The 25,779-nt window shown below is 70.9% G+C and carries 25 protein-coding genes and 3 pseudogenes; 18 read left to right on the top strand and 10 right to left on the bottom strand.

The window, feature by feature from the left end:
- Window positions 1-7 precede the first annotated feature (7 nt).
- The 3 genes and pseudogenes from ACZ43N_RS13895 to ACZ43N_RS13885 all read left to right on the top strand — a co-directional run.
- Window positions 8-169: pseudogene (locus tag ACZ43N_RS13895) on the top strand (siderophore biosynthesis protein); the annotation flags it as partial.
- A pseudogene (locus tag ACZ43N_RS13890) lies at window positions 166-1,323 on the top strand (IucA/IucC family protein). The pseudogenes ACZ43N_RS13895 and ACZ43N_RS13890, both read left to right, overlap by 4 nt.
- 219 nt (window positions 1,324-1,542) lie before the next feature.
- Window positions 1,543-2,727, top strand: a complete 1,185-nt coding sequence (locus ACZ43N_RS13885) for a 4-hydroxybenzoate 3-monooxygenase (RefSeq protein WP_468097427.1) — start codon at window positions 1,543-1,545, stop codon at window positions 2,725-2,727.
- Window positions 2,728-2,834: 107 nt separating this feature from the next.
- Here the strand turns inward: ACZ43N_RS13885 and ACZ43N_RS13880 are convergent, their stop codons facing one another.
- Together ACZ43N_RS13880 and ACZ43N_RS13875 are read right to left on the bottom strand one after the other, a co-directional pair.
- Complete coding sequence (locus ACZ43N_RS13880) at window positions 2,835-3,179, bottom strand: DUF8129 domain-containing protein (RefSeq protein WP_468097425.1); 345 nt, start codon at window positions 3,177-3,179, stop codon at window positions 2,835-2,837.
- Window positions 3,180-3,301: 122 nt separating this feature from the next.
- Window positions 3,302-3,664 (bottom strand): DUF6479 family protein, encoded by a 363-nt coding sequence (locus tag ACZ43N_RS13875; protein WP_468097423.1) that lies wholly within the window; start codon window positions 3,662-3,664, stop codon window positions 3,302-3,304.
- A 194-nt stretch (window positions 3,665-3,858) separates the two neighbouring features.
- On the opposite strand from ACZ43N_RS13875, the gene ACZ43N_RS13870 reads away from it, so the two are divergent.
- Together ACZ43N_RS13870 and ACZ43N_RS13865 are read left to right on the top strand one after the other, a co-directional pair.
- Window positions 3,859-4,236, top strand: a complete 378-nt coding sequence (locus tag ACZ43N_RS13870; RefSeq protein WP_468097421.1) for a four-helix bundle copper-binding protein — start codon at window positions 3,859-3,861, stop codon at window positions 4,234-4,236.
- 131 nt (window positions 4,237-4,367) lie between these two features.
- Window positions 4,368-5,546 carry an acyl-CoA dehydrogenase family protein gene (locus ACZ43N_RS13865; protein WP_468097419.1) on the top strand — a complete coding sequence of 393 codons (1,179 nt, stop codon included), beginning with the start codon at window positions 4,368-4,370 and terminating at the stop codon, window positions 5,544-5,546.
- Between the two features lie 315 nt (window positions 5,547-5,861).
- Here the strand turns inward: ACZ43N_RS13865 and ACZ43N_RS13860 are convergent, their stop codons facing one another.
- Complete coding sequence (locus ACZ43N_RS13860) at window positions 5,862-6,437, bottom strand: transposase (RefSeq protein WP_468097692.1); 576 nt, start codon at window positions 6,435-6,437, stop codon at window positions 5,862-5,864.
- A gap of 33 nt (window positions 6,438-6,470) precedes the next feature.
- Here ACZ43N_RS13860 and ACZ43N_RS13855 point away from each other — a divergent pair.
- Window positions 6,471-7,085 (top strand): annotated as a pseudogene (locus tag ACZ43N_RS13855) (transposase); the annotation flags it as partial.
- A gap of 181 nt (window positions 7,086-7,266) precedes the next feature.
- Here the strand turns inward: ACZ43N_RS13855 and ACZ43N_RS13850 are convergent.
- The gene (locus ACZ43N_RS13850) at window positions 7,267-8,469 is read right to left on the bottom strand and encodes an FAD-dependent oxidoreductase (RefSeq protein WP_468097418.1); all 1,203 of its coding nucleotides are present in this window, start codon (window positions 8,467-8,469) and stop codon (window positions 7,267-7,269) included.
- 122 nt (window positions 8,470-8,591) lie between these two features.
- Between ACZ43N_RS13850 and ACZ43N_RS13845 the strand changes: the two genes are divergently transcribed.
- Window positions 8,592-9,248: a TetR/AcrR family transcriptional regulator gene (locus tag ACZ43N_RS13845; RefSeq protein ID WP_468097417.1), complete on the top strand. Its 657-nt coding sequence runs from the start codon at window positions 8,592-8,594 to the stop codon at window positions 9,246-9,248.
- 121 nt (window positions 9,249-9,369) lie between these two features.
- Here ACZ43N_RS13845 and ACZ43N_RS13840 read toward each other — a convergent pair whose 3' ends face one another.
- From ACZ43N_RS13840 to ACZ43N_RS13820, 5 genes are all read right to left on the bottom strand, one after another.
- The gene (locus ACZ43N_RS13840) at window positions 9,370-9,846 is read right to left on the bottom strand and encodes a GNAT family N-acetyltransferase (RefSeq protein WP_468097415.1); all 477 of its coding nucleotides are present in this window, start codon (window positions 9,844-9,846) and stop codon (window positions 9,370-9,372) included.
- Window positions 9,836-10,339, bottom strand: a complete 504-nt coding sequence (locus ACZ43N_RS13835) for an alcohol dehydrogenase catalytic domain-containing protein (RefSeq protein ID WP_468097690.1) — start codon at window positions 10,337-10,339, stop codon at window positions 9,836-9,838. Before ACZ43N_RS13835 ends, ACZ43N_RS13840 begins: the two co-directional genes overlap by 11 nt.
- 272 nt (window positions 10,340-10,611) lie before the next feature.
- Window positions 10,612-11,427, bottom strand: coding sequence for an aldehyde dehydrogenase family protein (locus ACZ43N_RS13830; protein WP_468097414.1), 816 nt, complete (start codon window positions 11,425-11,427; stop codon window positions 10,612-10,614).
- Between the two features lie 61 nt (window positions 11,428-11,488).
- Window positions 11,489-12,775 (bottom strand): MFS transporter, encoded by a 1,287-nt coding sequence (locus ACZ43N_RS13825; RefSeq protein WP_468097413.1) that lies wholly within the window; start codon window positions 12,773-12,775, stop codon window positions 11,489-11,491.
- A 289-nt stretch (window positions 12,776-13,064) separates the two neighbouring features.
- The gene (locus ACZ43N_RS13820; RefSeq protein ID WP_468097412.1) at window positions 13,065-14,006 is read right to left on the bottom strand and encodes a LysR family transcriptional regulator; all 942 of its coding nucleotides are present in this window, start codon (window positions 14,004-14,006) and stop codon (window positions 13,065-13,067) included.
- 131 nt (window positions 14,007-14,137) lie between these two features.
- Between ACZ43N_RS13820 and ACZ43N_RS13815 the strand changes: the two genes are divergently transcribed.
- From ACZ43N_RS13815 to ACZ43N_RS13770, 10 genes are all read left to right on the top strand, one after another.
- On the top strand, window positions 14,138-15,136 hold the full coding sequence (locus tag ACZ43N_RS13815) for a fumarylacetoacetate hydrolase family protein (RefSeq protein WP_468097410.1): 999 nt from the start codon (window positions 14,138-14,140) through the stop codon (window positions 15,134-15,136).
- Window positions 15,133-16,104 (top strand): cyclase family protein, encoded by a 972-nt coding sequence (locus ACZ43N_RS13810; protein ID WP_468097409.1) that lies wholly within the window; start codon window positions 15,133-15,135, stop codon window positions 16,102-16,104. Before ACZ43N_RS13815 ends, ACZ43N_RS13810 begins: the two co-directional genes overlap by 4 nt.
- Before the next feature lie 23 nt (window positions 16,105-16,127).
- Entirely contained in the window at window positions 16,128-17,249 is a 1,122-nt protein-coding gene (locus ACZ43N_RS13805) for an FAD-dependent oxidoreductase (RefSeq protein ID WP_468097407.1), read from the top strand.
- Complete coding sequence (locus ACZ43N_RS13800; RefSeq protein ID WP_468097405.1) at window positions 17,246-18,322, top strand: amidohydrolase family protein; 1,077 nt, start codon at window positions 17,246-17,248, stop codon at window positions 18,320-18,322. Before ACZ43N_RS13805 ends, ACZ43N_RS13800 begins: the two co-directional genes overlap by 4 nt.
- Window positions 18,323-18,326: 4 nt before the next feature.
- Window positions 18,327-19,259, top strand: coding sequence for a VOC family protein (locus ACZ43N_RS13795; protein ID WP_468097404.1), 933 nt, complete (start codon window positions 18,327-18,329; stop codon window positions 19,257-19,259).
- Between the two features lie 104 nt (window positions 19,260-19,363).
- The gene (locus ACZ43N_RS13790; protein ID WP_468097402.1) at window positions 19,364-20,341 is read left to right on the top strand and encodes a fumarylacetoacetate hydrolase family protein; all 978 of its coding nucleotides are present in this window, start codon (window positions 19,364-19,366) and stop codon (window positions 20,339-20,341) included.
- A complete protein-coding gene (locus tag ACZ43N_RS13785) occupies window positions 20,338-21,135 on the top strand; it encodes an SDR family NAD(P)-dependent oxidoreductase (RefSeq protein ID WP_468097400.1) in 798 nt (265 codons plus the stop codon). The genes ACZ43N_RS13790 and ACZ43N_RS13785 overlap by 4 nt, the downstream gene beginning before the upstream one ends.
- Window positions 21,136-21,160: 25 nt before the next feature.
- A complete protein-coding gene (locus tag ACZ43N_RS13780) occupies window positions 21,161-21,904 on the top strand; it encodes an SDR family NAD(P)-dependent oxidoreductase (RefSeq protein ID WP_468097398.1) in 744 nt (247 codons plus the stop codon).
- Window positions 21,905-21,918: 14 nt separating this feature from the next.
- Window positions 21,919-22,674 carry a CoA transferase subunit A gene (locus ACZ43N_RS13775; RefSeq protein ID WP_468097396.1) on the top strand — a complete coding sequence of 252 codons (756 nt, stop codon included), beginning with the start codon at window positions 21,919-21,921 and terminating at the stop codon, window positions 22,672-22,674.
- Entirely contained in the window at window positions 22,671-23,345 is a 675-nt protein-coding gene (locus ACZ43N_RS13770) for a CoA transferase subunit B (RefSeq protein WP_468097394.1), read from the top strand. Before ACZ43N_RS13775 ends, ACZ43N_RS13770 begins: the two co-directional genes overlap by 4 nt.
- A gap of 384 nt (window positions 23,346-23,729) precedes the next feature.
- On the opposite strand, the gene ACZ43N_RS13765 is transcribed toward ACZ43N_RS13770, so the two are convergent.
- Complete coding sequence (locus tag ACZ43N_RS13765; RefSeq protein WP_468097393.1) at window positions 23,730-24,626, bottom strand: universal stress protein; 897 nt, start codon at window positions 24,624-24,626, stop codon at window positions 23,730-23,732.
- 232 nt (window positions 24,627-24,858) lie between these two features.
- Here ACZ43N_RS13765 and ACZ43N_RS13760 point away from each other — a divergent pair, with 232 nt between their 5' ends.
- On the top strand, window positions 24,859-25,731 hold the full coding sequence (locus tag ACZ43N_RS13760; RefSeq protein WP_468097392.1) for a universal stress protein: 873 nt from the start codon (window positions 24,859-24,861) through the stop codon (window positions 25,729-25,731).
- Window positions 25,732-25,779: the final 48 nt, after the last annotated feature.

The raw sequence follows: 25,779 nt of genomic DNA, 5'->3' as shown, positions 1-25,779 counted from the left end.
CCGTCCCCTGCGTCTGTACCTCCTCGCCCCGACCCCGACGGACTCCGTCACCGAGGGCTTCCTGCCCGCCGCCGCCCGGCTCGGTGCGGACGTCACGATCCTCACCGACCAGCCGGACGCCCATCGCGGCCCGTACCCGGAGCATCCCGGCGTCGAGATCCTCCCCTGCTCTCCGAGCAGTCCCTGCTGTCCGGGCACCGCTTCCACCCCACCCCCAAGGGCCGCACCGGTGACGCCGACGCCTGGCGGTCCTGTGCCCCGAAGGCCCGCGCCGCGTCCCCGCCGCGCCACCTCGCCGTCCGCGGGGACCTGATCGCCGAGGAGAGCGCCGAGCCCGGCGCCACCGCCGTCCGCGACCGGAACGCGGAGACGTCCCCGAGGGCTACCGGCTGCCGCCCGCCACCCCTGGCAGTACGAGATGCTCCGCGAGCACCGCCTGCTGCGGGAGGCCCTCGGCCGCGGCGACATCCTCGATGTGGGCCCAGGCGGCCCCGAGTACGCGGCCACCGCCTCCGTCCGCACCCTCTTCGACGGCGACGCGTTCCTGAAGTCCAGCCTCAACGTCCGCATCACCAACTGCGTCCGCAGGAACGCCCGTTACGAGAACTCTCCGGTGCCGTCGCCCTCACCTGTGCCCTCGCTCCGGCCCTGGCCGACCTGGAGGCCCGCTTCCCCGGCAGCGCGCTGCTCCGCGAACCCGCCTACCGCAGCCTCGCGCTGCCCGGCCCCGAGGGCGCCCCCGAGCGCGCCCTCCTCGAAGGCTTCGGCGTGATCGTCCGCGAGGCCCTGTCCCGCCGGCTCCTGCCCGGCACGACCCCGCTGCTCGCGGCTGCCGTCGCCGACGAGTACCCGACCGGCCCGGCCCGCATCTTCCGCCTCCTGTCCGGACACGGCCCCGAAGGGGTGCTCGACTGGTGGCGGGCCTACCTCCGCCTCCTCGTCCCACCCGTCCTGTCCGCCTTCTTCGACCACGGCGTCGTGCTGGAGCCCCACCTCCAGAACGTCCTGATCTGCGTCGACACGACGGCATGCCGGCCCGGGTCCTCTTCCGCGACCTGGAGGCCACCAAGGGACACGACCAGCCCCGGTGCTGGCCGTGGGGGAGTGGCCGTATCCGTGGCCGCGCCCCACAGCTGAAGGGGACCGGGTCACCCTCACCGGCCAGTTGTGCACCCCCAAGGACCTCCTCGCCCGGAACGTCCACACACCGGGGCTCCGTGCGGGGGACAGGGTGGCGTTCTCCCTGGCGGGCGCCTACGCCTGGAACATCTCCAGCACGACTTCCTGATGCATCCGCCGCCCGGTTTCCACTTCGCCGGCTGAGCTCTCTCCGCCTCTGCGGCCGATGTTCCTCCGCGCCCGAACCGCCCGCCCTCTTCGACCCCTCTACGTGAGTGTGACGGCTACGTGAGTGGGACCGTTGACAGGCGGGCGGACCGGGCGCAGACTCATCCCCGCAACTTAGTGAACTGAATTTCACCTGACGAACATGTCGGCTCCCGGAGGCGGGACGCGGCTCGTCCTCAACGGCGAGGAGTACTCATGCACACCACCGTCGGCATCATCGGCGGCGGCCCGGCCGGGCTGCTGCTGGCTCGTCTGCTGCACAACGCGGGAATCGACAGTGTGGTACTGGAACGCAAGGACCGGGCGTACGTCGAGCAGCGGCAGCGTGCCGGAATCCTGGAGCAGGCCACCGTCGACGTGCTGCGGGCCTGTGGCGCGGGCGCGCGCCTGGACGCCGAGGGTATGCCGCACGACGGCATCGAGCTGCGCTTCGCCGGCCGCGCCCACCGCGTCGACTTCCCCGAGCTCACCGGCGGGCGCCGGGTGTGGGTCTACGCCCAGACCGAGGTCGTCAAGGACCTGATCGCCCTCCAGCTCGCCGACGGCGGCCCGCTGCTGTTCGAGGCCGAGGTGCACGCGGTGGAGGGCGTCGACGGCGACCGCCCGGTGATCCGATACACCCATGAGGGCCGTGAGCAGACCCTGACCTGCGACTACGTGGTCGGCTGCGACGGCTTCCACGGCGTGGCCCGCGACGCGGTCCCGGAGGGGGTCCGGACGACGTACGAGCGCACCTACCCCTACTCCTGGCTGGGCATCCTCGCCGACGCCCCGCCCGTCTACGACGAGCTGATCTACGCCCACTCCGAGCGCGGCTTCGCGCTGGCGAGCATGCGGTCGCCCTCCGTGAGCCGCCTCTACCTCCAGGTCCCCAACGGCACCGACCCCGCCGACTGGTCCGACGAGCGGATCTGGGACGAGCTGGACGCCCGGTTCGCCCTGACCGCGAACCCCGGCTGGCGGCTCAAGCGGGGGACCGTCACCGCCAAGGCCGTACTGCCGATGCGCAGCCACGTCACCGAGCCGATGCGGTACGGCCGCCTCCTCCTGGCCGGCGACGCCGCCCACATCGTGCCGCCCACCGGCGCCAAGGGCCTCAACCTCGCCGCCACCGACGTCATCGTGCTCGCCCGTGCATTCGAGCGGCTCAAGGAGACCGGCTCGACCGAGTTGCTCGACGCGTACTCCGACACCTGTCTGCGCCGGGTGTGGCGGGCCGAGCACTTCTCGTACTTCATGACCACGACCCTGCACGCCGACCCGGAACAGTCCCCGTTCGAGACCAAGCTCCAGCTCTCCCAGCTGCACCGCGTCGCCACCTCCCGCCACGCCGCGGCCGAACTGGCGGAGAACTACACCGGGCTGGCGCTGGACGGCTGACCGTCCACCACAAGGGCGCCCCGTGGAACTGTCACGGGACGCCCCTTCTTCGCGCCGGTTCTGCCTGCCGTTCACGCGCCGCTTCCGTGTACGGTCCCGCTCCGGCGCTACGTGCGGTCGCCCTTCGGCTTGCCCCGCTGGTCCGGTGTGCCGTGCGGCGGCGGGCTCATCGGCTGAGGCGAGGTCGCCGGCGACACGGGGGAGCCGGAGCGGCGGCCGTGCTGCTCGGGGCGCAGCGCGCCGGGGTCGCCCGACGTGGGTTCGGCGCCCGAGCGCAGCTGGTCCAGGCGCGCCGTCAGCAGCTGGGTCACCGGCAGCCGGTCGGCGTGCTCGCGCTCATACGTCAGCAGCTCCTCCACCTCCCCGGCGCTGAGCGACCGCACTCGGCTCTCCAGACCGCCGATCGGCAGATGGTCGTAGTCGGGCAGTGGCAGCGTCCTGTGGTCTGCCATGGCTCTCACTCCCTCGTGGCGGAATGCCTGCGTACAGCTTCGATGACGCTACGTGATCGGCGGATCGTATCCCCTCCGGCCGGCGGGCCCCTGCCGCAGCCGGGGCCCGCCGCGATGCGGCCTCAGTGGGCGCCGAGCCCGCCGCTGCCGAAGGAGCCGCTGCTGTTCTTGCTCCAGCGGGGCCGCTTCTTGTCGGGGCTCGGCCGGGTGCCCTGGTTCCCGTGCACCTCGTACGGCGTCAGCCGGTAGTCGCTCTTCGGGATCTCGTCCGGCTCGCGGTTCGCCCGCTCCTCGCGCACGGGACCGCCCTCAGGGAGCCTCGGCTGCTCCTCTGGGAGGGGACGGCGCGGCTCACGCGCGCGGACACGCGCGCCCAGCCAGAGGGCCCCGATCAGCACCGACACGACCACCACACCCGCGATGAACGGCGCGGCGCCGCTCAGCACGCTGCGCTCTGCTGCGAAATTAGCCCATTCCGTCTTCATATCGGATGAATACCCCCAAAGGGTCGGGTGAACCTGGTCGGCTCACATGGGAGGGCGGTCGGGGTGACCGTTTCTTCGCCCCCGTGCCGGGGTGTGCACGGGTGCCCGGTCCGGCGCAGGGGGAAACGGGACTCTGCGAACCGGGGCGGGCGGTGCCCGCGTTTGACGGACACCGCTCCGGCTACCCGCCCCGGGTGACCTCGACGACGACATCCCAGCAGCAACTCATCCGATTCCTCGAGGACCGCTTCGCGTGCGCCCAGGCGTGCACCGAATGTGCACGTGCCTGTGCCCTGCGGGCGAGCCTCGCCGATCCGGACGGCCCCGAGAGCCAGGAGCACATGCGCCGCAAGGGCATCATGTGCGCGGAGGTGTGCGACGCCACCTGCCGGGCGCTGTCCGAGCAGACCAACCTCGACGAAGCGGCCGTTCGCGTCCAGGTGGAGTGGTGCCGAACCGTCAGCCTGGAGTGCGCCCGCGTCTTCGACGAGCACCCCGGAGCCGAGGAGAGCGCCCGGGCCTGCCGGGACTGCGCCCGGGCCTGCACGGACTTCCTCGTCACCCTCGGCTGAGCCGCGCGGCCCCCTCGGCGCCCCGCGAGGCGGGAATCGACCGGACCGCCACGCTCCCGCGTGTTCCCAATTACTGGAACACGTTCTAGCGTGTGCGCCGTCAGGTCGGCCTTGGGGAACCTGGAGGCGCCGTGCACCTCGAATACACGCCCGAGCAGCAGCGGTTGCGCACCGAACTGCGCGCCTACTTCGCCGAGTTGGTCCCGGCGGGCGCCTACACCCGCCACGGTGACCCGGCGGCGCAGAAGCGCTTCTACCGCGACACCATCCGCCGCCTCGGCGCCGACGGCTGGCTGGGCGTCGGCTGGCCCAAGGAGTACGGCGGACGCGGCCTGACCGCCATCGAGCAGTTCGTCTTCTTCGACGAGGCCGCCCAGGCCGGCGTCCCGCTGCCGCTGATGGCCCTCAACACCGTCGGCCCGACGATCATGCAGTACGGCACCGACGAGCAGAAGTCGTACTTCCTGCCGCGCGTCCTGTCCGGCGAGATCGACTTCGCCATCGGCTACAGCGAACCCGATGCCGGCACGGACCTCGCCTCGCTGAAGACCCGCGCGGTGCGGGACGGCGACGAGTACGTCGTCAACGGCCAGAAGATCTGGACGACCAACGGCGACACGGCCGACTGGGTGTGGCTCGCGACCCGTACCGACCCCGAGGCACCGCCGCACAAGGGCATCACCATGCTCCTCGTCCCGACCACCGACCCCGGCTACTCCTGCACCCTGATCAACACCCTCGCCTCGCACGACACCACCGCCAGCTACTACGAGAACATCCGCGTCCCCGTCTCCCGGCGAGTCGGCGAGGAGAACAAGGGCTGGCGTCTGATCACCAACCAGCTCAACCACGAACGCGTCACCCTCGCCGCCCACGGCACCATGGCCATCCGCTCCCTGCACAACGTCCAGCGGTGGGCCATGGAGACCAAGCTCGCCGACGGCCGCCGCGTCATCGACCTGCCCTGGGTGCGCCGCCGCCTCGCCCAGACCCACACCAGACTCGACGCGCTCAAGCTCCTCAACTGGCGCATGGTCAGCGCCGTCCAGGACGGCACCCTCACCCCGCAGGAGGCGTCCGCCGTCAAGGTCTACGGCTCCGAGGCCCGCCGCGACGCCTACGCCTGGCTCATGGAGATCGTCGCCGCCGGCGGCGCACTCAAGGAGGGCTCGGCGGGCGCCGTCCTCCACGGCGAACTCGAACGCGGCTACCGCTCGGCCGTCATCTTCACCTTCGGCGGCGGCAACAACGAGATCCAGCGGGAGATCATCGCCTGGATCGGCCTCGGCATGCCCCGAGTCCGGCGCTGACGCATTGTGACCACCGACGCTAGTTGTCACATACCGAGGATGGTTGGCACCGAGAACCAATGGGATCGCGATGGCGACGAAGTTGTGACATGACAGCTGGCACCTTGCCACGAGAACTGAAGATTGCCGTTTACTCGGACCCCGCCGCGAGGTCGGCCCGCTTCAGGAGCGAGTGGTTGCCGCCTTCCGGGCCGTGAGTTCTCCGCCGGCGCCGCGTCCGAGATTACCCGTGGGCGTACACCAGCGGCAGTGGGCGCTCTGGCGAAGGCGAAACGCCTGGTCGCGCGGGGCTGGCCGAGCCGGCGCCGGGCCGGTTCACGCCCGCCCGCGGGGTGAGCGGGCCAGGCGGCGGGTCATGAGCAGGGTCATCGACCAGTAGATCATCGCCTCGGCGCTGGCAGTGCGGCGTTCGAAGTCACGTGCCAGGCGGCGGGTGCGCATCAGGTGGGCGAAGAGACGCTCGACGATCCACCGCTTGGACAGCACCACGAAGCCGCGCATGTCGTCGCTGCGCTTGACGATCGCCAGGACCAGGGCGAACGTGACCAGGCAGTACTCGACGAGGCTGCCGGTGTAGCCGTCATCAGCCCAGACCAGCTCCAACTGGGGGTGGACGTCGGCGACTTGGTTCAGCAGGACCCGGGTGACGGCGCGGTCTCCGACATCCGCGCTCGTCACCATCACGCCCAGCAGCAGGCCGAGGGTGTCCACCACGACGTGCCGCTTGCGCCCGTTGATCTGTTTGCCGCCGTCGAAGCCGCGGCTGTCCGCGCCGACGACGGCGTCCGCCTTGACGGACTGCGAGTCGATCACACCGGCCGTCGGCTCCGCGTCCCGGCCCAGCCGCTCGCGGGCCCGGGCGCGCAGCCGATCATGGAACTCCTTGACCAGGGCGTTGTCGCGCCAGCGGCGGAAGAATGCGTAGATGCGGTCCCACGGCGCACGATCTACGGATTCGCCCGCCGATGGGCCGCCGCTGGGGTCCTCGGTGTCATCCGTGACCAGCTCCGACGCCGCATCCGCCGTGCTGCGGGAAAGACGCCCCAGACCGCCTCGGTGATCGTGGACTCCCAGTCCGTCAAGGCGTCCGAGACGGTCAGCAGGGCCACTCGCGGGTGGGACGGCGGGAAGCTGATCAATGGGAGGAAGCGGCACATGATCTGTGATCATCGCAGTCTCGTCCTGCTGGTCATGGTGACTCCCGCCGATGCCCAGGACTCCCTGGTGGCACGGGAGTTGCTGTTTCGCCTGGCCCTGCTGCATCCGGAGATCGCCATCGTCTGGGCCGACTCCGCCTACGCCAAGGACGACCTGGTCGCCTGGGCGAAGAAGTACCTCGACGTCACCATCAAGAAGGTCTGGCGCCCGCCGGATGCCAAGGGCTTCGTCGTGCTCCCACGCAGGTGGGCCGTCGAGCGAGGCTGGTCATTGATCATGAGGGCCCGCCGTCACTGCCGCGACCACGAACGGCTGCCCGAGATGAGCGAATCGCTGATCACGTGGGCGGCGATCACGCTGATGCCCCGGAGGCTGACCCGCCGCACGACCCGTCCCGCCGAACGCCGCGACGTCGCCCACGGCTACGTCATGCCAGAAGCCGCTTGATCCGGCGGGACAGCAGTGAACACTTCTGGGGCCATCGGCCCATCTCCCGGCCGCCGCGACGGGGTCGCCCTGGCGGTCGAGGAGCTGACGGTCAGCATGTACTTTCCGGCGTACGTCAGTCCTGGATGAGGGCCAGTTGCTTCCGGATTTCGCGGGGGTTGGTGTCGCCTGCGACCTTCTGCAGCAGCGGGGTGTGGTCGAAGATGAAGTCCCGGACGGGCCGCAGTGGTGCCGGGGTGTGGTGGAAAACCTTGCCGAGCATCCATGCCTGCTGGACCTGCCGGGCGGTGTGGGGCTTGCGCGGGCCCTCGTAGTTTTGCAGCGCACGCTGTACGGCGGCGAGGTCGTTGAGATCGACGCCGCGCAGGGCCCGGCCGAGAAAGTAGCCGTCCTCGATGGACATGCCCGCACCGTAGGCGGCGTAGGGCGAGGTCGGGTGTGCGGCGTCGCCCACGAGGGTGGCCCGTCTCTGGGACCACTGCTTCAGGCGGGGCCGGTCGCGCAGCACCCAGCGTTGGACGTCATCCGGCTCTGTCCGGGCGATCAGCCCGGGAAGGGGCGCGGGGAACTCCGCGCCCAATACGGTGGCTGCGGCCTTCAGGTCGGACGGCGCCGGGGCGTCCGGGTCGGTGGCGGTGAGTACCCACCACTGGAAGCCGTCGCGGCCCTTGTGCCGGATCGATGTCCAGCTTCCCTGCACCGTCCTGCTGTGCGTCAGAACGCACATGTTCGGTTCGGTGCCAGGGACGTCCGCGAAGGTGAATCCGCCGAAGATGTGCAGCCGGTGCTCGCGCTTGGGGGCGTCGCCCCACAACGTGCGCCGGACCAGCGAGTCGATGCCGTCAGCGCCGACCAGGAGGTCGTGCTCGGCTGTGGTGCCGTCGGCGAAGTGCAGAGTGACCGCGTGGTCATCCTGCTCGATGTGCGTCACGTGCTGGTTGAACCGGAGGGTGTCCGGCGGGAGGGCGGCGAGCATCCGCTCGTACAGTTCGGGCCGCAGCAGTCCGATGAACCCGCCGCCGTAGGCACGCTTGGTCTCGGGGTCCTGCCTGACGTGTACGCGCACATGGCCGCGGAGGTTGCGGAACTCGGTGTCCGTGGGGGAGCCGAGGTCTTCGGTGTCCACTCCGAGCGCACGCAGCGCCTTCAGCGGCGGCGGCCACAGGTTGAGGATGTTGCCGGCCGGCCGCGCCTCGCGGTAGCGCTCATAGAGGGTGACCTCGTGACCGGCCTGGGCTATGGACAGGGCCGCGGCCATACCGGCCGGACCGGCGCCGAGGACGGCGACACTGCCGCCGGAGTTGTTCGGCACGGGCATGGAGCACCTCGCGTCATCGGGAGGAAAACAGTAGCGGACGCTACTGTTAGCCGCAGACTGTAGTGTGGACTACGGTTTAGTCAAGACCTGTGCACGCACCGGGGAACGAGAGGGCTGAGATCATGGGCGAGGCCCGAGCAGCACGGGCGGTCGACCTGGAGATCCGGCCGCCCAAGCAGCGGCGCAGCCGCGAGGCGTGGAACCGGGTGCTCGATGCCGGAGTGTCGATCCTGGAGGACGGCGGGCACGAGGCGTTCACCATCGCCGCCGTGTGCGAGCGGGCAGGGGTCGCGCCGCCGGCGATCTATGCCCGCACCACCAGCAAGGACGCCCTCTTCCTTGCCGTCTACGAGCACGGCATGCAGCGCCTGCGCGCGGAGCAGCAGGTCTTCGCCGACGACAGCCGATGGGCAGACCTGTCCGCGGCCGAACTCGTCCGCGGTGCGGTGGCCGAAACGGTCGGCATGTTCCTGCGCCATGAACGGTTCCTGCGGGCCGTCGTCCTGACCTCGGCGTCACATCCCGAGATCCGGCGCCGCGGTTCCCGCTACAGCCAGGAGCTCGGGAACGGATTCGCCAAGATTGTCCTTCGCACGGCGGACGCCATCACGCTCCCCGACGTCGATACCGCGGTCCATTCCTGCTTCAGCACCGTCTTCGCCGCCTCGGTCATCCGTGTCGCCTACGGTCCGGGATTCGCCAGGCCGGTGCCTGTCGAGGACGACGCGTTCACCGCAGATCTGGCGGAGACAGCGGTGCGCTACCTGCTGTCCGCCTGACGGTGTTTGACATGCCTCTGCATGTACGGCATCGCTGTAGCGTCACCACACAGCGACGAGATCGCGCACTCACACGTCCGACCGAAGCACCCGGTTCAGACACAGGTTCTCAGCTTGGCGTTTAACCTTCGGCCTCGGCTATGCCGCGTAGTCGGATGCTTGGGCGCAGGTAGAAGAGTTCGGGATCGCCTTCGTCTAGGCCGTGGAGCAGGCCAACAGGGCTCCAGCCGACGAACTGCAGCAGACGTTGCATGGGTTGGTTGGAGACATTGGTCGAAGTGAACAGCTTCGGGGTGGTGCACGCGGCTTCGGTGGCCTTGAGGAGATGTGTGCCCACGCCTTGTCGGCGGGCGGTGGGCGCGACCATCAGCATGGTGACGAAGCCCTGCTCGAAGAAGGTGTACTCCAGCACGCTGTAGCCCAAGGGCCCGGATGCGTCCTGGGCAAGGAGGACCAGGCCTTGTTCGCACCAGCGTCGGATGCTCATGCATCGCGCGTGGTCCCCCGCTGCGGCGATGGCGTCGATGTTGGCCAATCCGGTCCAGTCCGAGGCTTCTGCGCGGCGCACCACCAGCTCGCCGGGGTTCTCAAGATCCATGGGGTGCATCGTGGCAGCTGCGGGGGCGGGCGAGCTGCGATGCCTGGGTTCCCAGACCGCCCGAGCCGCAGACGAGCACGACGTCGCCCTCCTGGACGGTGTTGCCGGCCCAGCCGTGCAGCATGCGGTAGGCGGTGGTGCCGACGAGTGTGGGTGCGGCGGCTTGTTCCCAGGTCAGATGGTCGGCCTTCGGGAGCACCTGGTGGGCCTGGACGCGGGCGAACTGGCCGAACGACCCGTAGTTCGTGTCGTAGCCCCAGATCCGGGCGCTGGGCGCAATCATCTGGTCGCGGCCCTCGGTGATCCAGGGGTCGTCCGCGTCCCACCATCCCGGGTGTATGACCACGTGGTCGCCGATGGCGATGCCGGAGACATGGTGGCCGACGGCGTAGACGATGCCGGAGGCGTCGGAACCTCCGACGTGGAAGTCCTCCGTCTCGCCGCGCTCTGGCGGGTGCCGATCTGGTCGACAGGGTAACCGCGGGCGGCCCAGACGTTGTTGTAGTTGACGCCGGCGGCCATGACGGCGACGAGTACCTCGTCCGGTCCGATGGCCGGGGTGGGCACGAGTTCGGGCCGGAACGCCCGGGCCGGGTCACCGTAGCGGTCGGGTCGTACGACCTGCGCGTGCATGTGCGTCGGCACCTGGCCCAAGGGGGGAAGGCTGCCGACGTCGACAGATGACAGGGTGGGAGGGGATACGGAACGCCGGTCGGCGTCTGTGCTGCTCATGCGCTGCCTCTCCGATGGAAATGCCGGGCGGTTTCAAGCGAGTTGGATGGCCTTGGTCTCGAGGAACTCCTCAAGGCCGTAGCGACCGAGTTCACGGCCGTTCCCGGACTGCTTGTAGCCACCGAAAGGCGCCGCGATGTTGAACTCGGCGCCGTTGACGTCGACCTGTCCGGTGCGAAGTCGCCGCGCGATCGCCAGGCCGCTTTCCGTGGTCGCGGCCCAGACGCCGCCGTGCAGCCCGTAGCGGCTGTCGTTGGCGAGCGTGATCGCCTCGTCGAGGGTGTCGTAGGAGAGGATCACCAGCACCGGGCCGAAGATCTCTTCCCGGGCGATGGTCATCTCCGGGGTCACGTCGCCGAAGACGGTCACCTTGGCGTAGTTGCCGTCCGGCCGGTCGTCGGGATGCCCGAGTCCACCGGTGATCAGTGTCGCTCCGGCGTCGAGCCCGGCCGCGATGTGGGACTGCACACGGTCGTACTGGTCCCGCGACACCAGCGGGCCCAGCTCGGGCTGGATCTCGGCGGCGACACGGGCGGCGACCTGGGCGACGTCGTCCCTCGCGGACCGCGGGACGATGAGGCGGGTCCAGGCATTGCAGCACTGCCCGGAGTTGGTCATGCAGTACTGCACGGTCGCGGTGACCGCCTGCTCCAGGTCCGCGTCGGGCGTGACCAGGCTGGCCGACTTGCCTCCGAGTTCGAGCGCGACCCGTTTGACGGTCGTGGCGGCGGCCTGGCCGACCAGGGCGCCCGCACGGGTCGACCCCGTGAAGGAGACCATGTCCACGTCGGGATGACGGCTCATCGCGTCCCCCACGACGGGGCCGGTGCCGAAGACCAGGTTGAACACGCGGGGATGTCCGCGATGCCGATCTCGACGGGTGTTCGTGGTGGATCGGCGCCGCGTCAGGTCAGCCCGCCATCTGCCGGATCGGTTCCGGGGTGGCTCCCGTCCGGCGGCGCCGGGCGGCGAGGCCGAGTGCGGCGGTGGCGACGGTTCCGGCGAGGGCGAGGACGCCCAGGGCGTTCGCCAGGGTGCCGACGGCGGAGGTGAGTGCGAGTACCACGAGCGGGCAGATGAACTGGCCGAGGAAGAAGGAGCCTGTCCACAGGCCGGTGCCGCGGCCGCGGTCGGCGTAGTCGAGCTTGGACATGGCGAGGGTGAGCAGGCTCGGCAGCATGATGCCGCTGCCGAGGCAGTTGATCACGGCACCGATGGTCAGGACGACGGGGTTGGGGGCGAGCCAGATCACCGCGAAGCCCAGGGCGCACAGGCCGAAGGCGGTGGGCAGCCAGACCTGCGGGTTCCGGCCGGCCTTGGCGAAGACGACGGCGCCGGCCACGACCGCGGCACTGGCGCTGGCCGTGGCCAGTCCGATCACGCCGGAGTTGCTCACGCCCACGTCGTCCAGGAGGAACGCCATCTCCACCTGGACGGTGTAGAAGAGGATGGCGCCGAAGACGGTCAGCGCGCACGTGCCGGCCAGCGGACGCCACGGGAAGGGCCGCTTGGCCATCGGTTCCGCAGCGGTGGGGGAGGGCTCGTTCGCGCGGTCGGCCGGTCGGGGCTGGGGCAGGAAGGCGGCCATGGCGGGGGCAAGCAGCAGGCTCACGGCATAGGCCCAGAACGGTGCACGCCAGCCGGCCGATCCGGCCGCGCCGCCCAGCACGAAGAAGGCCGTCGCGGAGATCGAGGCGCACATCGTCTGCATCGCGAGGTAGCGGTCGCGTTGCCGGCCGGAGTAGTAGTCGCCGATCAGCGTGGTGCTGCAGGTCATGATGGCGGCTTCGGCGACACCGACGAGGGTGCGGCTGGCGACGATGGCGCCGAGGGAGTCCAGCCACAGGGGGGCGGTGCCGAGGATCGCGTACAGCACGGTCGAGACGACGAGCAGGCGTTTGCGTCCGAGCCGGTCGACGATGACGCCGGCGAAGGGGGCCAGCAGCGCCAGGGAGAGGGCGGGGATGGTCAGGGCCATGGGGACGAGCGCGTCGACGCCCGGTACGTCGGCGAAGTGGGCCTGCATCTGCGGCAGGACGGGGGCGATGAGGACGGCGCCCAGGATGGGCAGGCAGCTGCCGGCCATCAGCAGCGTGAGGCGAAGCCGGTGGCCGGGGCCGGACACGGCCTGCTCGGTCGGGGTGTCCTCGACGGCTGTGGGCGTCGGGGACGGGAGCGGGGGCACGGGTGCAGGCATGCGGGAACTCCACGTGGCGGGTCGGGAGGGGAACGGGGGGTGCGGCCGTCGTGGTCGAGCCGCCCGGTACCCGTGGCAGGTTCGGAGCGGAGTGCCGATGACTGCGGGGCGTCGCGGCGGGCAGGCGCGCCGGGCGCCTGCACGGTCTCGGCCGGCAGGTGATGGAGCGGCTCCGGCGCCGGGTTGAGACGACTATGGGCCAACGGGCAGGTCCTGCCTAGCCCTCATCCGATCGATATCGGAGATGTGGATCATCCGCGGCATGGATGCCGGGATCTGTGGGAGCCCGCTATTTCGGTACGGCCGTGGCGATACGGCCGGGCTCGGAAGCGGCCAGCTCCGCTCCCACGCGGGCCGCGGTCTCGCGCAGCCAGATGTGGGCCGCGTCGTGGGTGTGCACCGGGTGCCACCACAGCGCCTCCTGGAGAGGGACCGCCCCGTAGGGCGGTTCCATGAGGCGTACGGCTGCCACGCCGCGCAGCAGCTCGGCCAGGCGCTGCTGTACCAGGGCGATCCGGCGGGTGCCGGCGACCAGGAAGGGCAGCGCCTGGAAGCTGTCGACGGAGATCTCCACGCGGGGATCGACGCCGAGCATGCTCAGCTGCCGGGCGGCCGGAGCGTCGTAGGCGCGCTGGTAGACGACCCAGGGCAGCCGTGCCAGGTCGTCCATGGTCAGCTGGTCGCCGACCTCGTCGTTCGTCTCGGCCACCAGGAAGGCCCAGCGGTCGGTGAACAGGTCGACGGCGGGGAAACCGCCGATGACGCCGCGCGGCATCAGAAGCCCGTCGGCCGTGCTGAGCAGCGGTGCGGTGTCCTCCGTGACGTCGATGGGCGTCCGCTGGAAGCGCAGCCGCACCCCCGGGGCCTCGGCGTGCACGGTCCGGGCGAGCTCGGCGCCGAACACGGCGAGGGCGTAGTCGGAGGTGAGCAGGGTGAACTCGTGCTCCTCGCTGCCCGGGGCGAACTCGGCCCTGCTGCTGAAGACCCGTTCCAGCAGGTCGCAGGCGGTCGAGGTGCGGTCCAGCAGAGCGCGGCCGAGGGCGGTCAGTTCGTACTGTTTGCCGACGCGCGCGAGCAGGTCGTCGTCGAAGTGGCGGCGCAGGCGGGCCAGGGCCGCGCTCATCGCCGGCTGACTGAGCCCGACGCGCTGCCCGGCACGGGTGACGTTGCGCTCCTCCAGCAGGGCCCGCAGGGACAGGACGAGATTGAGATCGAGGCTGGAGAGGGACACGAACACCTCCGGAGCGAGGCCGCTTGCGGCAGTGACATTTGCACGACAGATGATCAACATCTAAACAATCTATTTCCCAGATTACGCGGTGGGGGTCACATTGGTCGCACCGCAATCTGGAGGACATTCCCGTGAAACCCGCAGCCGCTTCCGCGTCCTTCTCCGGACCCTTCGCCCTTGGCGTTCTCTCCGCCCCTGACCAGGCGTCTTTCCCCGGTCTCGTGATCCCTGGGGGGCGCGTGCTGGATCTTTCCACGGCTCTCGGAGAGCCGGCCCTGACGACCCGGGGGATCCTCGAGCGCTGGGACGAGATGCTCCCTCGCCTGCACGAGCTCGCGGCCGACGAGACGGCCGACTGGCGGCCGTTTGAGCACCTGCGGGTGCACGCGCCGGTCGAGCCCCGCCAGGTCTTCCAGTCCGGCGCCAACTACCGGCAGCACGTCATCGACCTGGAGGCCGCCCACCGCGCCCCCGACGACCCCCGCACCGTGGAGGAGGCGCGCGCCGAGATCGCCGCGGTCATGGACCGGCGGGCGGCCGAGGACCTGCCGTACGTGTTCACGGGCCTGCCGAGCGCGATCACCGGCCCCTTCGACGACGTCGTACTTCCGGACTGGGCCGAGCAGCCCGACTGGGAGCTGGAGCTGGCGGCCGTCATCGCCAAGCCCGCCCACCGGGTGACGGTCGAGGAGGCCCTGAAGTACGTCGCGGGCTACACCATCGCCAACGACCTCACCGACCGTGCCACCGTCTTCCGCCGGGACATGAAGGCCATCGGCACCGACTGGCTGCGCTGCAAGAACGCTCCCGGCTTCACCCCGCTCGGCCCCTGGATCGTGCCCGCCGAGTCGATCGCCGACCCGGGTGACCTGCGGGTCACGCTGAAGCTGAACGGCGAGACCATGCAGGACGAGTCCACCAAGGACATGCTCTTCGGCATCGCACGGCTGGTGTCGTACATCTCCCAGACCTCCCGGCTCCTGCCCGGCGACCTGGTGCTCACCGGCAGCCCGGCCGGCAACGGCATGCACTGGGGGCGGCTGCTGCGCGACGGCGACGTCATGGAGGGCTCCATCACGGGTCTGGGCGTGCAGCGCACCCGCTGCGTCGCCGAGAGGACCGCGTCGTGACGGCCCCGCATGACCCCGCGGATGCCGAGTGCGCGATCACCGAAGCCGCCAAGCGGTGTTCCAACTGGGGGCGTTGGGGCGAGGACGACGTGCTCGGCACGTTGAACTTCCTCGACGAGGCCAAGCGCCGCGAGGGTGCGGCACTGGTCCGGCGGGGCGTGAGTTTCTCGCTGTCGCAGCGGTTCGACATGAACGGGCCGCAGAAGGGTTGGCGCCGCCGCACCAACCCCGTCCACACCATGCTGGACACGGGCACGGACGCGGCCCTCGGCAACCAGGGCTTCCCGCACGGCATCGGCGGCGCGGACGACGTGATCGCGATGCCGCTGCAGTGCTCCACCCAGTGGGACGGGCTCGGGCACATCTTCGACCACGGCAAGGCGTGGAACGGACGCGACGCCGCGAAGACCGTCACCTCGGACGGCGATCTGGTCACCGGCATCGAGCACATGGCCCCGTACGTCGCCGGGCGCGGAGTCCTCCTCGACGTCGGCCGGGTGATCGGCGACGAACGCGGGGAACTGCCGGACGGTTTCGCGATCACCGAGGAACACCTGACCGCGACGGCCGAGGCGCACGGTGTGGCCGTCGGCCGAGGTGACATCGTCGTCGTCCGGACCGGGCAGCTGGCGCGCGCCCGCCGCGAGGGCTGGGGCGACTACGCGGGCGGCGACTCTCCCGGTCTGTCCTTCACCACTGCCGGCTGGCTGCACACGAGCGAGATCGCCGCGATCGCCACCGACACGTGGGGCTTCGAGGTCCGGCCGAACGAGTTCGACGGCGCCTTCCAGCCGCTGCACCAGGTCGTCATTCCCAACATGGGTCTGCTGATCGGCGAGATGTGGGACCCCGACGCTCTGGCGGACGACTGCGCCCGCGACGGCGTGTACGAGTTCTGGCTCACCGCCGCGCCCCTGCCCATCACCGGAGCCGTCGGCTCCCCCGTCAATCCGGTCGCCGTCAAGTGACCCGCCCAACAAAGGAGTTGGCGATGGAAGGAAAGAGAGTCCTGGTCATCGGAGGGGGCACCTCCGGCAACGTCATGACCGTGCTGCTGCGGCGGGCCGGCATCGACGTCGACCTCGTCGAGGCCAGACCGGACTGGAACGTACGCGGCTCCGGCATCACCCTTCAGGGCAACGCCCTGCGGGTGCTGCGCGAGATCGGTGTCTGGGACGAGGTCCGCGAGCACGGCTTCGGCTTCGACGCACTGGGGCTGACGACGCCCGACGGCACCGTGCTGCACGTCGGCGAGGTCCTGCGCACCGGCGGAGACGACCTCCCCGCCACCCTCGGCATGCAGCGCCCGGTGCTCCAGCGCATCCTCGTCGACGCCGTCCGGGCATCCGGCGCGAACGTCCGGCTCGGCACCACCGCCGAGATCCTCACCGAGGACGACCCGTCAGTGACCGTCCGGTTCAGTGACGGCACCGAGGGCCGCTACGACCTCGTCGTGGCCGCCGACGGCCTTCACTCCGCGACCCGCGCCGCCATCGGCATCGACGTCAAACCCGAGCCGACCGGCATGGCCATCTGGCGTGTCCCGGCGCCCCGCCCGGCCGGAGTGGAGTGCAGCGTCCTCTCCCACGGCGGACCCTGCTACATCGCCGGCTACACGCCCACCAGCGAGGACACGATCTACGCCTATCTGGTGGAGGCCGGCCGCGACCGCGCCACGATCCCGCCCGAGTCCTACGCGCAGGAGATGCGCCGTCTCGCCGAGGGCTACGGCGGTGCCTGGGACGAGATCCATGACTCGATCACCGACCCGGCGCAGGTGAACTACACCTGGTTCGACCGGATGCTGGTCGAGGGGTCCTGGCACCGGGGCCGGGTCGTCCTCGTCGGCGACGCCGCGCACTGCTGCCCGCCCACGATGGCCCAGGGCGCGGCGATGGCCATGGAGGACGCCTGGGTGCTGTCCCAGCTGCTGACCAGCGGATCCGCGTGGGACGAGGAACTGCTCACGCGCTACTACGAGCGGCGGATCGACCGGGTCCGGATGGTCGTCGAAGCGTCCGTGCAGATCGGGCAGTGGCAGCTCGACGGCGTGCCCGGTGACGTGCCCGGGCTGCTGGACGCCACCATGCCGGTGCTCAGGGAGCTGCCGTGACGGCCCACCCTGCCCCGGCTGACGCGGGGAGAGGTCCCCAGCCCGATCCCCGCCCCTCGTCGAGCGTTGACGCGCACCCGGTTCGGACGGTGGACGTGCACGCGCACCTCCTCCTGCCCGAGGTCGAGGCCCTGGTGGCCGACCTGCCGGGCCTGGCGGAGGCCAGGGCCCTCGACGCCCGCCGCAACGGGCCCGCGGCCCAGGCCGTCAGCGGCCCCATGGTCGCCGAGCGCATCCCGAGGCTGACGGACGTTGCCGTACGACTGGCTGCGATGGACGCGCAGGGCGTGGACGTCCAGTTGGTCAGCCCGTCCCCCTCGCACTACCACTACTGGGCGGACGAGGAGACGGCCGAGAAGCTCTACCGGCTCGCGGGCGAGGCGACGGCCGCGCACTGCGCACAGGCGCCCGACCGGCTGCACGGTCTGGGTCTCGTCCCCCTGCAGCACCCGGAGTCGGCGGTGCGTGCGCTCGAACTCGCCATGGCCATGGGCCTGTTGGGCGTCGAGATCTCCTCGCACGCGCCGGGCCGGGAGCTGTCCGACCCTGCGTACGAACCCTTCTGGAAGCGGGCCGAGGAGACGGGCGCGATCCTCTTTCTGCACCCCTTCGGCTGCACGCTCGACGAGCGCCTGGACCAGTGGTACCTGTCCAACACCGTCGGACAGCCCACCGAGAACGCCGTCGCCCTGTCCCATCTGATCTTCTCCGGAGTGCTGGACCGGCATCCCGAGCTGAAGATCGTCGCGGCTCATGGCGGCGGCTACCTGCCCACCCACATCGGCCGCAGCGACCACGCCTGGTCGGCCCGCTCCGACGCGGGCGCCGGCTGCGCCCACCGGCCCAGCAGCTACCTCAAGCGGATCTACTTCGACTCCCTCGTCCACGACCCTCACGTGCTGCGGGAGCTGGTCCGCGCGGTAGGCGCGGACCGTGTGCTGCTCGGCTCCGACTTCCCCTTCGACATGGGCACCGAAGACCCCGTGGGCGCGCTGCGCGCGGCGGGGCTGTCCGACCCGGACTTCCATGCCGTACGAGGCGGCAATGCCGCCGCCCTCCTTCGGAAGGACTGACATCATGCGTCTGCTCACCCATCTGCGGCACGTCGACCTGGCCGTGCCCGACTACGACAAGCAGCTCGACTTCTACTCCGGCGTGTGGGGCCTGACCAAGGTCGCCGAGGACTCCGGGATCTCGTTCCTGGCCGCCGAAGGCTCCCCTGAGCAGTACGTCGTGCGGCTGCGCAAGGCCGACGAGAAGCGGCTCGACCTCGTTTCGTACGGTGCGGCCTCAGTACCGGACGTGGACACCCTCGCCGATCGACTTCTCGCCGGAGGCGTGCAGTTGATATCGCAGCCGGGCAAGGTCGACACTCCCGGCGGCGGCTACGGCTTCCGCTTCTTCGACGTCGACGGACGCACCATCGAGGTCTCGGCGGACGTCGAGGTCCGGCAGCACCGCAAGATCGAGGAGAAGGAGGCCATCCCGGTCAAGCTGTCGCACGTCGTCCTCAACTCCCCGGATCTGAACCGTACTCGGGAGTGGTACGAGCGTCACCTCGGGTTCCGGCTCTCCGACACGCTGATGCATCCGAAGATGGGCGAAGCGATGCACTTCATGCGCATCAGCAACCAGCACCACTCCATGGCCATAGCCCAGGGGCCGCACACCGCCCTGCACCACATCTCCTTCGAGATGCGCGGCATCGACGAGTACATGCGGGGCTCCGGACGGGTGCTCCGGGCCGGCTTCCGCAAGATCTGGGGCCCCGGCCGGCACCTGGCGGGCGACAACACCTTCACGTACTTCCTGGACCCGCAGGGCAACACGGTCGAGTACACCACCGAGCTGGAGCTGCTGGACGAGGACACCTGGCACCCGCACGTCTACGACTTCTCCCAGCCCGAGGTCACCGACCAGTGGGGAACGGCGAACCCGATGAACGAGCTGGTCGCCAAGGAGTCGTTCAACGACGTCGACCGCGGCGTGTTCGTCGCCCCGCCGGTCTGATCCCTCAGGTTCCGGGGGCGCGGTGGCCCTGTCCGCTGCCCTGACTCCCTGCCCCGCGTCACCGGTCCCCTTCTGCCGACGCCCGTCGGAACCTGGAGCCGCACATGCGATTCGCCGCCTACGAACACAAGCAACGACACCACGTCGCCGTCGTCGAGGAGGACGGCACCCTGTACCCGGTCCCCGGGGCGCGCTCACTCACGAAACTGATCCGCTCCGGCGGCGGCCTCGACGCGCTGCTGAGCGTCGGCGCCGCCACCCTCGACGTTCCGGCAGGGCCCCACGTGTCCGAGGTGCGACTGCTGCCGCCGCTGGAGCCGCCCACCGTGCGGGACTTCGTCACCTTCGAGGAGCACGTCGAAGGGGTACGGCGATCCGTCGACGGGGACGGCGTCGGCGGGGTGCCCGAAGCCTGGTACGACGCCCCGACGTTCTACTTCACCAACCCGTACGCCGTCGTAGGCGCCCACGACGACGTCCCGGTGCCGCCGGGCAGCGAAGTCCTCGACTTCGAGCTGGAGGTCGCCGCCGTCATCGGCCGGGAGGGGCGGGACCTGACGCCGGAGCAGGCACGGGACCACATCATCGGCTACACGGTCTTCAACGACTGGTCGGCCCGCGACCTGCAGTCCCGCGAGATGCAGGTCCGCCTCGGCCCGTGCAAGGGCAAGGACACCGCCGCCACCCTCGGCCCGTACCTGGTCACCGCCGACGAACTGGAGCCGTACCGCGACACCGACGGCTTTCTGCGCCTGGCGCTGACCGCCTCGGTGAACGGCGAGGTCGTCGGCAAGGACCTGCTGTCCAACATGAGCTGGACCTTCGAGGAGATGGTCGCCTACGCCTCGCGGGGCACCGTCGTCCGCCCCGGCGACGTACTCGGATCCGGCACCTGCGGCAACGGCGGCTGCCTCGCCGAGCTGTGGGGCGTCCGGGGCGAGCAGTCCCCGCCCCCGCTGAAGCCGGGCGACACCGTCACCCTCACCGTGGAGGGCATCGGCACCGTCTCCAACACCGTGGTAGCGGGCACGGATCCGCAGCCCCTGCCGACCGCCCGCCGCCGCACCCGGGAGCGGCCGTGAACGACCCGCACCCCAAAAGGCTCCTCGGCAAGGTCGTCGTCGTCACCGGCGCCGCGCGCGGCCAGGGCGCCGCCGAGGCCGAGGCCCTGACCCGCGAGGGCGCCCGCGTCATCGCCACCGACGTGACCGAGGCCCCCGGCTGCCGCCGCCTCGACGTCACCGACGAGGAGCACTGGGCGGAGCTGGCCGCCCAACTGCGGGAGTCGTACGGCCAGGTGCACGGCCTGGTCAACAACGCGGGCATCACCTGGCGTGCCCGCCTCGGCGAAGTGACCCCCGACGACTTCGCCCGCGTCCACGCCGTCAACGTCACCGGCCCGCTCCTTGCCATCCAGCACCTCACGCCCCTCATGCCGCCCGGCTCGTCCATCGTCAACGTCGGCTCCACCGCCGCGCTCAGCGGCCATTACCCGGTCGCCTACACGACCAGCAAGTGGGCACTGCGCGGCCTGTCGAAGACCGCCGCCATGGAGCTGGGCCCGCGCGGCATCCGCGTCAACACGATCCACCCCGGCTTCATCGAGACCGAGATGACCGCCTCCGCCGCGCCCGCCTTCCGCGAGGCGAACATCCGTGAGACACCTCTCGGCCGCACCGGCACGGTGGACGAGGTCGCCCCGCTCGTGGTCTTCCTCCTGTCCGACGAGTCGTCCTTCATCACCGGCGCCGAGATCCCGGTCGACGGCGGACTCACCGCGCACGGCGGCGTCAAGTCCATCGCGGACACTCTGGGTTCGGCTGTGGTGAATTCGGCTGCTGCGGTTTCGGCTGCTTCGAGTTCGGAGGGGCATTGAAACGCTGGAAGGGAAGGCGGCCCTGATGCCGGGCACGGCCCGCGGTCAGGGACGCGCGGCGGCGCCGCGGTTCGCGGCCGAGGGCGCGATCGTCGTCGTCGGCGACCTGCGGCACGAGTCCGCGCTGGTGCCCCAGCGTCTCGTCGCGCAGGCGGGCGGCACGGCCGTCGCCCCCGGCCCACTGGCCGCGGACGCCTTCGGGGGCATCGACATCCGTCACGCCGACGCCGGCGCCGTCTGTTTCGGTGCGGTCGACACCCAGCCGTACGAGGACTTCCGCTTCACGATGCGCGCCGAACTGGACTCGAGGTGGCCGGCCGCGCACATCGCCTGGCCCTACTTGGTGGGCAGTCGCGGCTGCATCGTCACTGTCGGGGTGCACAGCGGGCCTGACCGGTTCGCTCACCAACCAGCGGACCGCCCTCCCCCAGCTCTCGGCTTCGCTCGAGCCGGGTGGTGCCCCCATGGCGTGGCGTCCAAGGGCGCGGTGATCGCGATGACCGGGCAACTCGCCGCCGACGGAGCCCCGTACGGCATGCGCGCGAACCGCGTCAGCCCCGGGGCGATCGGCACCGACGCCACGCGCGGCGACCTGCCGGCCGACGACCATCCCAAGCGGATCAACGCCCGCCACATCCCCCTCGGCCGCATCGGGCTCCAAGAGGAGGCCGTCAACGCGGCCGTCTTCCTCGCCTCGGACGAGGCGTCCTCCATCACCGGCGCCAACCTCGTCGTCGACGGCGGCCGGTCGTCCGTACTCCCCGGCTGAAAGGGACCACTTCCGTGAACAAGGTGAGCGCGAACGCCGACGAGGCGGTCGCCGACATTCCCGACGGCGCGTCACTGGCCGTCGGCGGCTTCGGACTCAGCGGCATCCCCGAAGTGGTGATCCGGGCCCTGCACGAGCAGGGCGCCACCGGCCTGCAGGTCGTGTCGAACAACTGCGGCGTCGACGGCCGCGGGCTGGGCGTCCTGCTCGCCGCCGGCCGGATCGCCCGCGTGACAGGCAGTTACGTCGGCGAGAACAAGGAGTTCGCCCGCCAGTACCTGTCGGGCGAGCTGGAGGTGGAGCTGGTGCCGCAGGGGACACTGGCCGAGCGGCTGCGCGCCGGTGGCGCAGGCATCCCCGCCTTCTACACCCCGGCCGGAGTGGGCACCCAGGTCGCGAACGGCGGTCTGCCGTGGAGGTACGCGGCGGACGGTTCGGTCGCCGTGGCCTCCCCGCCCAAGGAGACCCGCGAATTCCACGGCCGACCGCACGTCCTGGAGCACGCCGTCACCACCGACTTCGCCCTCGTCCGGGCCTGGCGGGGGGACCGGCACGGCAACCTGGTCTTCCGCCGCGCCGCGGCCAACTTCAACCCGCTCGCGGCGATGGCCGGCCGGATCACGATCGCCGAGGTCGAAGAACTCGTGGAACCGGGCGAGCTGAGCCCCGACGCCGTCCACGTCCCCGGCGTCTTCGTCCAGCGGATCGTGGAGCTCACCCCCGCTCAGGCCGCTGACAAGCAGATCGAGAAGAGGACGGTACGAGCATGAGCACGACGACGGACACGCCCCCGGGCTGGACCCGCGACCAGATGGCCGCCCGCGCCGCCGCCGAACTCACCGACGGCTCCTACGTCAACCTGGGCATCGGCCTGCCCACCCTCATTCCCGGCCATCTCCCGCCCGGCGTGCAGGTGGTGCTGCACTCCGAGAACGGCATCCTGGGCACCGGCCGCTATCCGACCGCCGACGAGGTCGACCCGGATCTCATCAACGCGGGCAAGGAGACGGTCACCGTCCTGCCCGGCGCGTCCTTCTTCGACTCGGCCCTGTCCTTCGGCATGATCCGCGGCGGTCACATCGACACCGCGGTGCTGGGCGCCATGCAGGTGTCGGAACGCGGTGACCTGGCCAACTGGATGATCCCCGGAAAGATGGTCAAGGGCATGGGCGGAGCGATGGACCTGGTCCACGGCGCCCGCCGGGTCATCGTCCTGATGGAGCACACCGCCAAGGACGGCAGCCCGAAGATCCTGACCGAGTGCACCCTGCCGCTGACCGGCGAAGGGTGCGTCCACCGCGTCATCACCGACCTCGGCGTCCTCGACGTCACACCCGAGGGCCTTGCCGTCGTCGAGACCGCACCCGGCATCACCCTCGACGAGATCACCGCGAAGACGGCCGCGCCCCTGCGGACCGACGCCGTCACCGCTGCCTGCTGAACGCGGTCGGCCACGACCCCGCTCGCAGGTTCGGGCAGCGGCCCGTCCCCGCTGCCCGAACACGGCCGAGCCCGGTATGTCTCCAGCCCGGGTGTCCCCTCCCCGGGCAGTCGGGTGAGCGCGAGGCGCAGGAACGCCTGGGCGGCGGGGGAGGGCCGGGGCCGGGTCGCGGTGGGCGAGGGCCAGGAGCCGGAGTGCCTGCGGGTCGTCGAGGCGCAGGACGCCGTCCGTGTGTTCGGCGGGGACGATCGCGTCGGCTTCCGGGCGGGGTACGACGCGAGGTCGAACCTCCTCGACGGCGACGCGCCCTGGGGGTGCACTTCGAGGGGCTCCAGCTCGGCAGGGTGGCCCACCTCTCCACGCCGCGATGGCGTCACCGACGGGTCATGGCCTGTCAGCCTCTCGGCTTCGACCACGCACCACGGCGACGGGGCAGAGCGCGTGGTGCAGCAGGGCCTGGCTGACCGAGCCGAGCAGCAGCCCCGTGAAGCCGCCGCGACCGCGGGCACCGGCCACGACCAGCTGTGCCTCGCCACTGGCCTCGATCAGGGCCGGGCGGACCCTGGAGCGGACCAGGCGCCGCTGTACGGTGACCTCAGGACGGCGTTCCTCCCACGGAGACAGCGTGTCGTCCAGCAGCCGTTGCTCCTCCCCGCGGAGCCGCTCGATGTCCACCACGACGTTCAGCGGATCACCAGGGCCTTCGTAGGCCCGCTCGCTCCACGTGTTCCACACGTGCAGGGCCACCAGGTCCACCCCTCGCAGCGACGCCTCGGCGAAGGCGAACTCAAGGGCTTCCTCGCCGGCCGGTGAGCCGTCGACCGCCACCACCACGGGACCGCTCGGGGCCGACCGGCCGCGCACCACCAGCACCGGGCAACGGCCGTGCGCGGCCAGGTGTACAGCGGTGGAGCCGAGCAGGAGGCCCCCGAACGCGCCCAGTCCGCGGCTGCCGACCACGACGAGCGTCGCGGTACGCGACTCGATCTCCAGCACCATCAGCGGCTCACCGACGGCGACCTCTCGCTCCGTCTCCACGTGCGGCGCGACCCTGCGGGCCCGCTGCTCGGCCTTGATCAGCGTGCCGTCCACCAGCTCACGCACCCCCGCCGAGGCCGGATTCCACGGGGGGCCGCCGGGCGCCATGCGCATCGACGGCCACCCGAAGGCGTGCACGAGCCGTAGGCCGACGCCGCGCAGGTCGGCCTCATGAGCCGCGATCTCCACCGCGTGCAGGCTCGATGGCGAGCCGTCCACTCCGACGACGACCGGATTCGCCACGACAGACCCTCCTTCTGACTGTCGGCCGGGCCCTGACTGCCGCTCGGTCCGGCCGGCGCCGGTGACCGACACCCTCCTCCCAGCCTTCACCAGTGTGTGACACCCCGCATCGTGCGGTGCAAGACACCAGCCGACTGGCGGCGCGAAGCCGTGGCTGGCGGCACCCCACGGCAGGGGGGAGGCTGGAAGAACAGTGAGCGGACGGGCGGACGGGGAGATCCCTGGAGGTGCCATGACCGGTGCGCAGGGGCGTCAGCCGATCGTGGTGGGCGTCGACCCGGACCCCTCGCAGCGGTTGGCCCTGGCCTGGGCCGCCGACGAGGCGGATCGACGTCACCGGCCGCTGCGTCTCGTGCACGCCCAGGGTGCGCCGACCGGCGGATACCGGTCGGGGGAGGTGCGGCCGTCCTGGGAGGAGTGGAACCGGGCGCTCCACGGACTGGGTGATCAGGTGCTCAGGGAGGCGGTCGGCTTCGTCGAGTCCAGGCGTCCGGCGGTGGAGGTGTCGGCGGTGCTGGCGGAAGGGGAACCGGCGTGGGTCCTGGGCGAGGAGGCTCGGGGCGCCGCCCTGGTCGTGGTGGGCTCCTGGCACCTGAGCAGGCGGCGCGAGATCTTCTCCTCCGCCTCCGTGGTCCTCCCGCTCACCGCCCACGCTCCCTGCCCGGTCGCGGTTGTACCGGAACCGGAGCACGTCGCCCAGCAGCCCGCGTACTTCGTGGTCGGCGTCGACGGCAGCCCGCATTCGGCCGCGGCGGTGGATCTCGCGTTCGAGGAGGCGGCCCTGCGCGGAGCGCTCCTGCGAGCCCTGTGTGTGTGGCATCCACCGCTTCTCGGCGTCCTCGATGAGGAAGCCGCGGTGCGAGAGTGCCGCCGGGTGCTCTCGGAGACGGTCGCGGGCCGCATCGCGACGCACCCGGACGTGGCGCTGCGCCACGAGGTCGTGCGCGGACACCCGGTGGGAGTCCTGACGGAGGCCGCGGAACACGCCCTTGGCCTGGTCGTGGGAACCAGGGGGCACGGAGGGTTCACCGGCATGCTGCTGGGCTCGGTCAGCCAGGGCGTACTGCACCACGCCCGCTGCCCCGTCATCACGGTCCCGACGTGAGGCGGCGCACGGCCCGTCACCTGTCTCCCGGACGGCCCTGTCCTTGGC

It is taken from the genome of Streptomyces sp. NPDC030814, assembly GCF_055572155.1.
The sequence above is the reverse complement of the archived record's forward strand: the minus strand, read 5'-3'. Positions and strand labels throughout refer to the sequence as shown.

Excerpts from the sequence above, each read along its gene's own strand:
- ACZ43N_RS13885 (WP_468097427.1), top strand. The coding sequence starts at position 1,543 with ATGCACACCACCGTCGGCATCATCGGCGGCGGCCCGGCCGGGCTGCTG.
- ACZ43N_RS13880 (WP_468097425.1), bottom strand. The coding sequence starts at position 3,179 with ATGGCAGACCACAGGACGCTGCCACTGCCCGACTACGACCATCTGCCG.
- ACZ43N_RS13875 (WP_468097423.1), bottom strand. The coding sequence starts at position 3,664 with ATGAAGACGGAATGGGCTAATTTCGCAGCAGAGCGCAGCGTGCTGAGC.
- ACZ43N_RS13850 (WP_468097418.1), bottom strand. The coding sequence starts at position 8,469 with ATGCCCGTGCCGAACAACTCCGGCGGCAGTGTCGCCGTCCTCGGCGCC.
- ACZ43N_RS13845 (WP_468097417.1), top strand. The coding sequence starts at position 8,592 with ATGGGCGAGGCCCGAGCAGCACGGGCGGTCGACCTGGAGATCCGGCCG.
- ACZ43N_RS13840 (WP_468097415.1), bottom strand. The coding sequence starts at position 9,846 with ATGGATCTTGAGAACCCCGGCGAGCTGGTGGTGCGCCGCGCAGAAGCC.
- ACZ43N_RS13825 (WP_468097413.1), bottom strand. The coding sequence starts at position 12,775 with ATGCCTGCACCCGTGCCCCCGCTCCCGTCCCCGACGCCCACAGCCGTC.
- ACZ43N_RS13805 (WP_468097407.1), top strand. The coding sequence starts at position 16,128 with ATGGAAGGAAAGAGAGTCCTGGTCATCGGAGGGGGCACCTCCGGCAAC.
- ACZ43N_RS13795 (WP_468097404.1), top strand. The coding sequence starts at position 18,327 with ATGCGTCTGCTCACCCATCTGCGGCACGTCGACCTGGCCGTGCCCGAC.
- ACZ43N_RS13790 (WP_468097402.1), top strand. The coding sequence starts at position 19,364 with ATGCGATTCGCCGCCTACGAACACAAGCAACGACACCACGTCGCCGTC.
- ACZ43N_RS13780 (WP_468097398.1), top strand. The coding sequence starts at position 21,161 with ATGCCGGGCACGGCCCGCGGTCAGGGACGCGCGGCGGCGCCGCGGTTC.
- ACZ43N_RS13770 (WP_468097394.1), top strand. The coding sequence starts at position 22,671 with ATGAGCACGACGACGGACACGCCCCCGGGCTGGACCCGCGACCAGATG.
- ACZ43N_RS13760 (WP_468097392.1), top strand. The coding sequence starts at position 24,859 with ATGACCGGTGCGCAGGGGCGTCAGCCGATCGTGGTGGGCGTCGACCCG.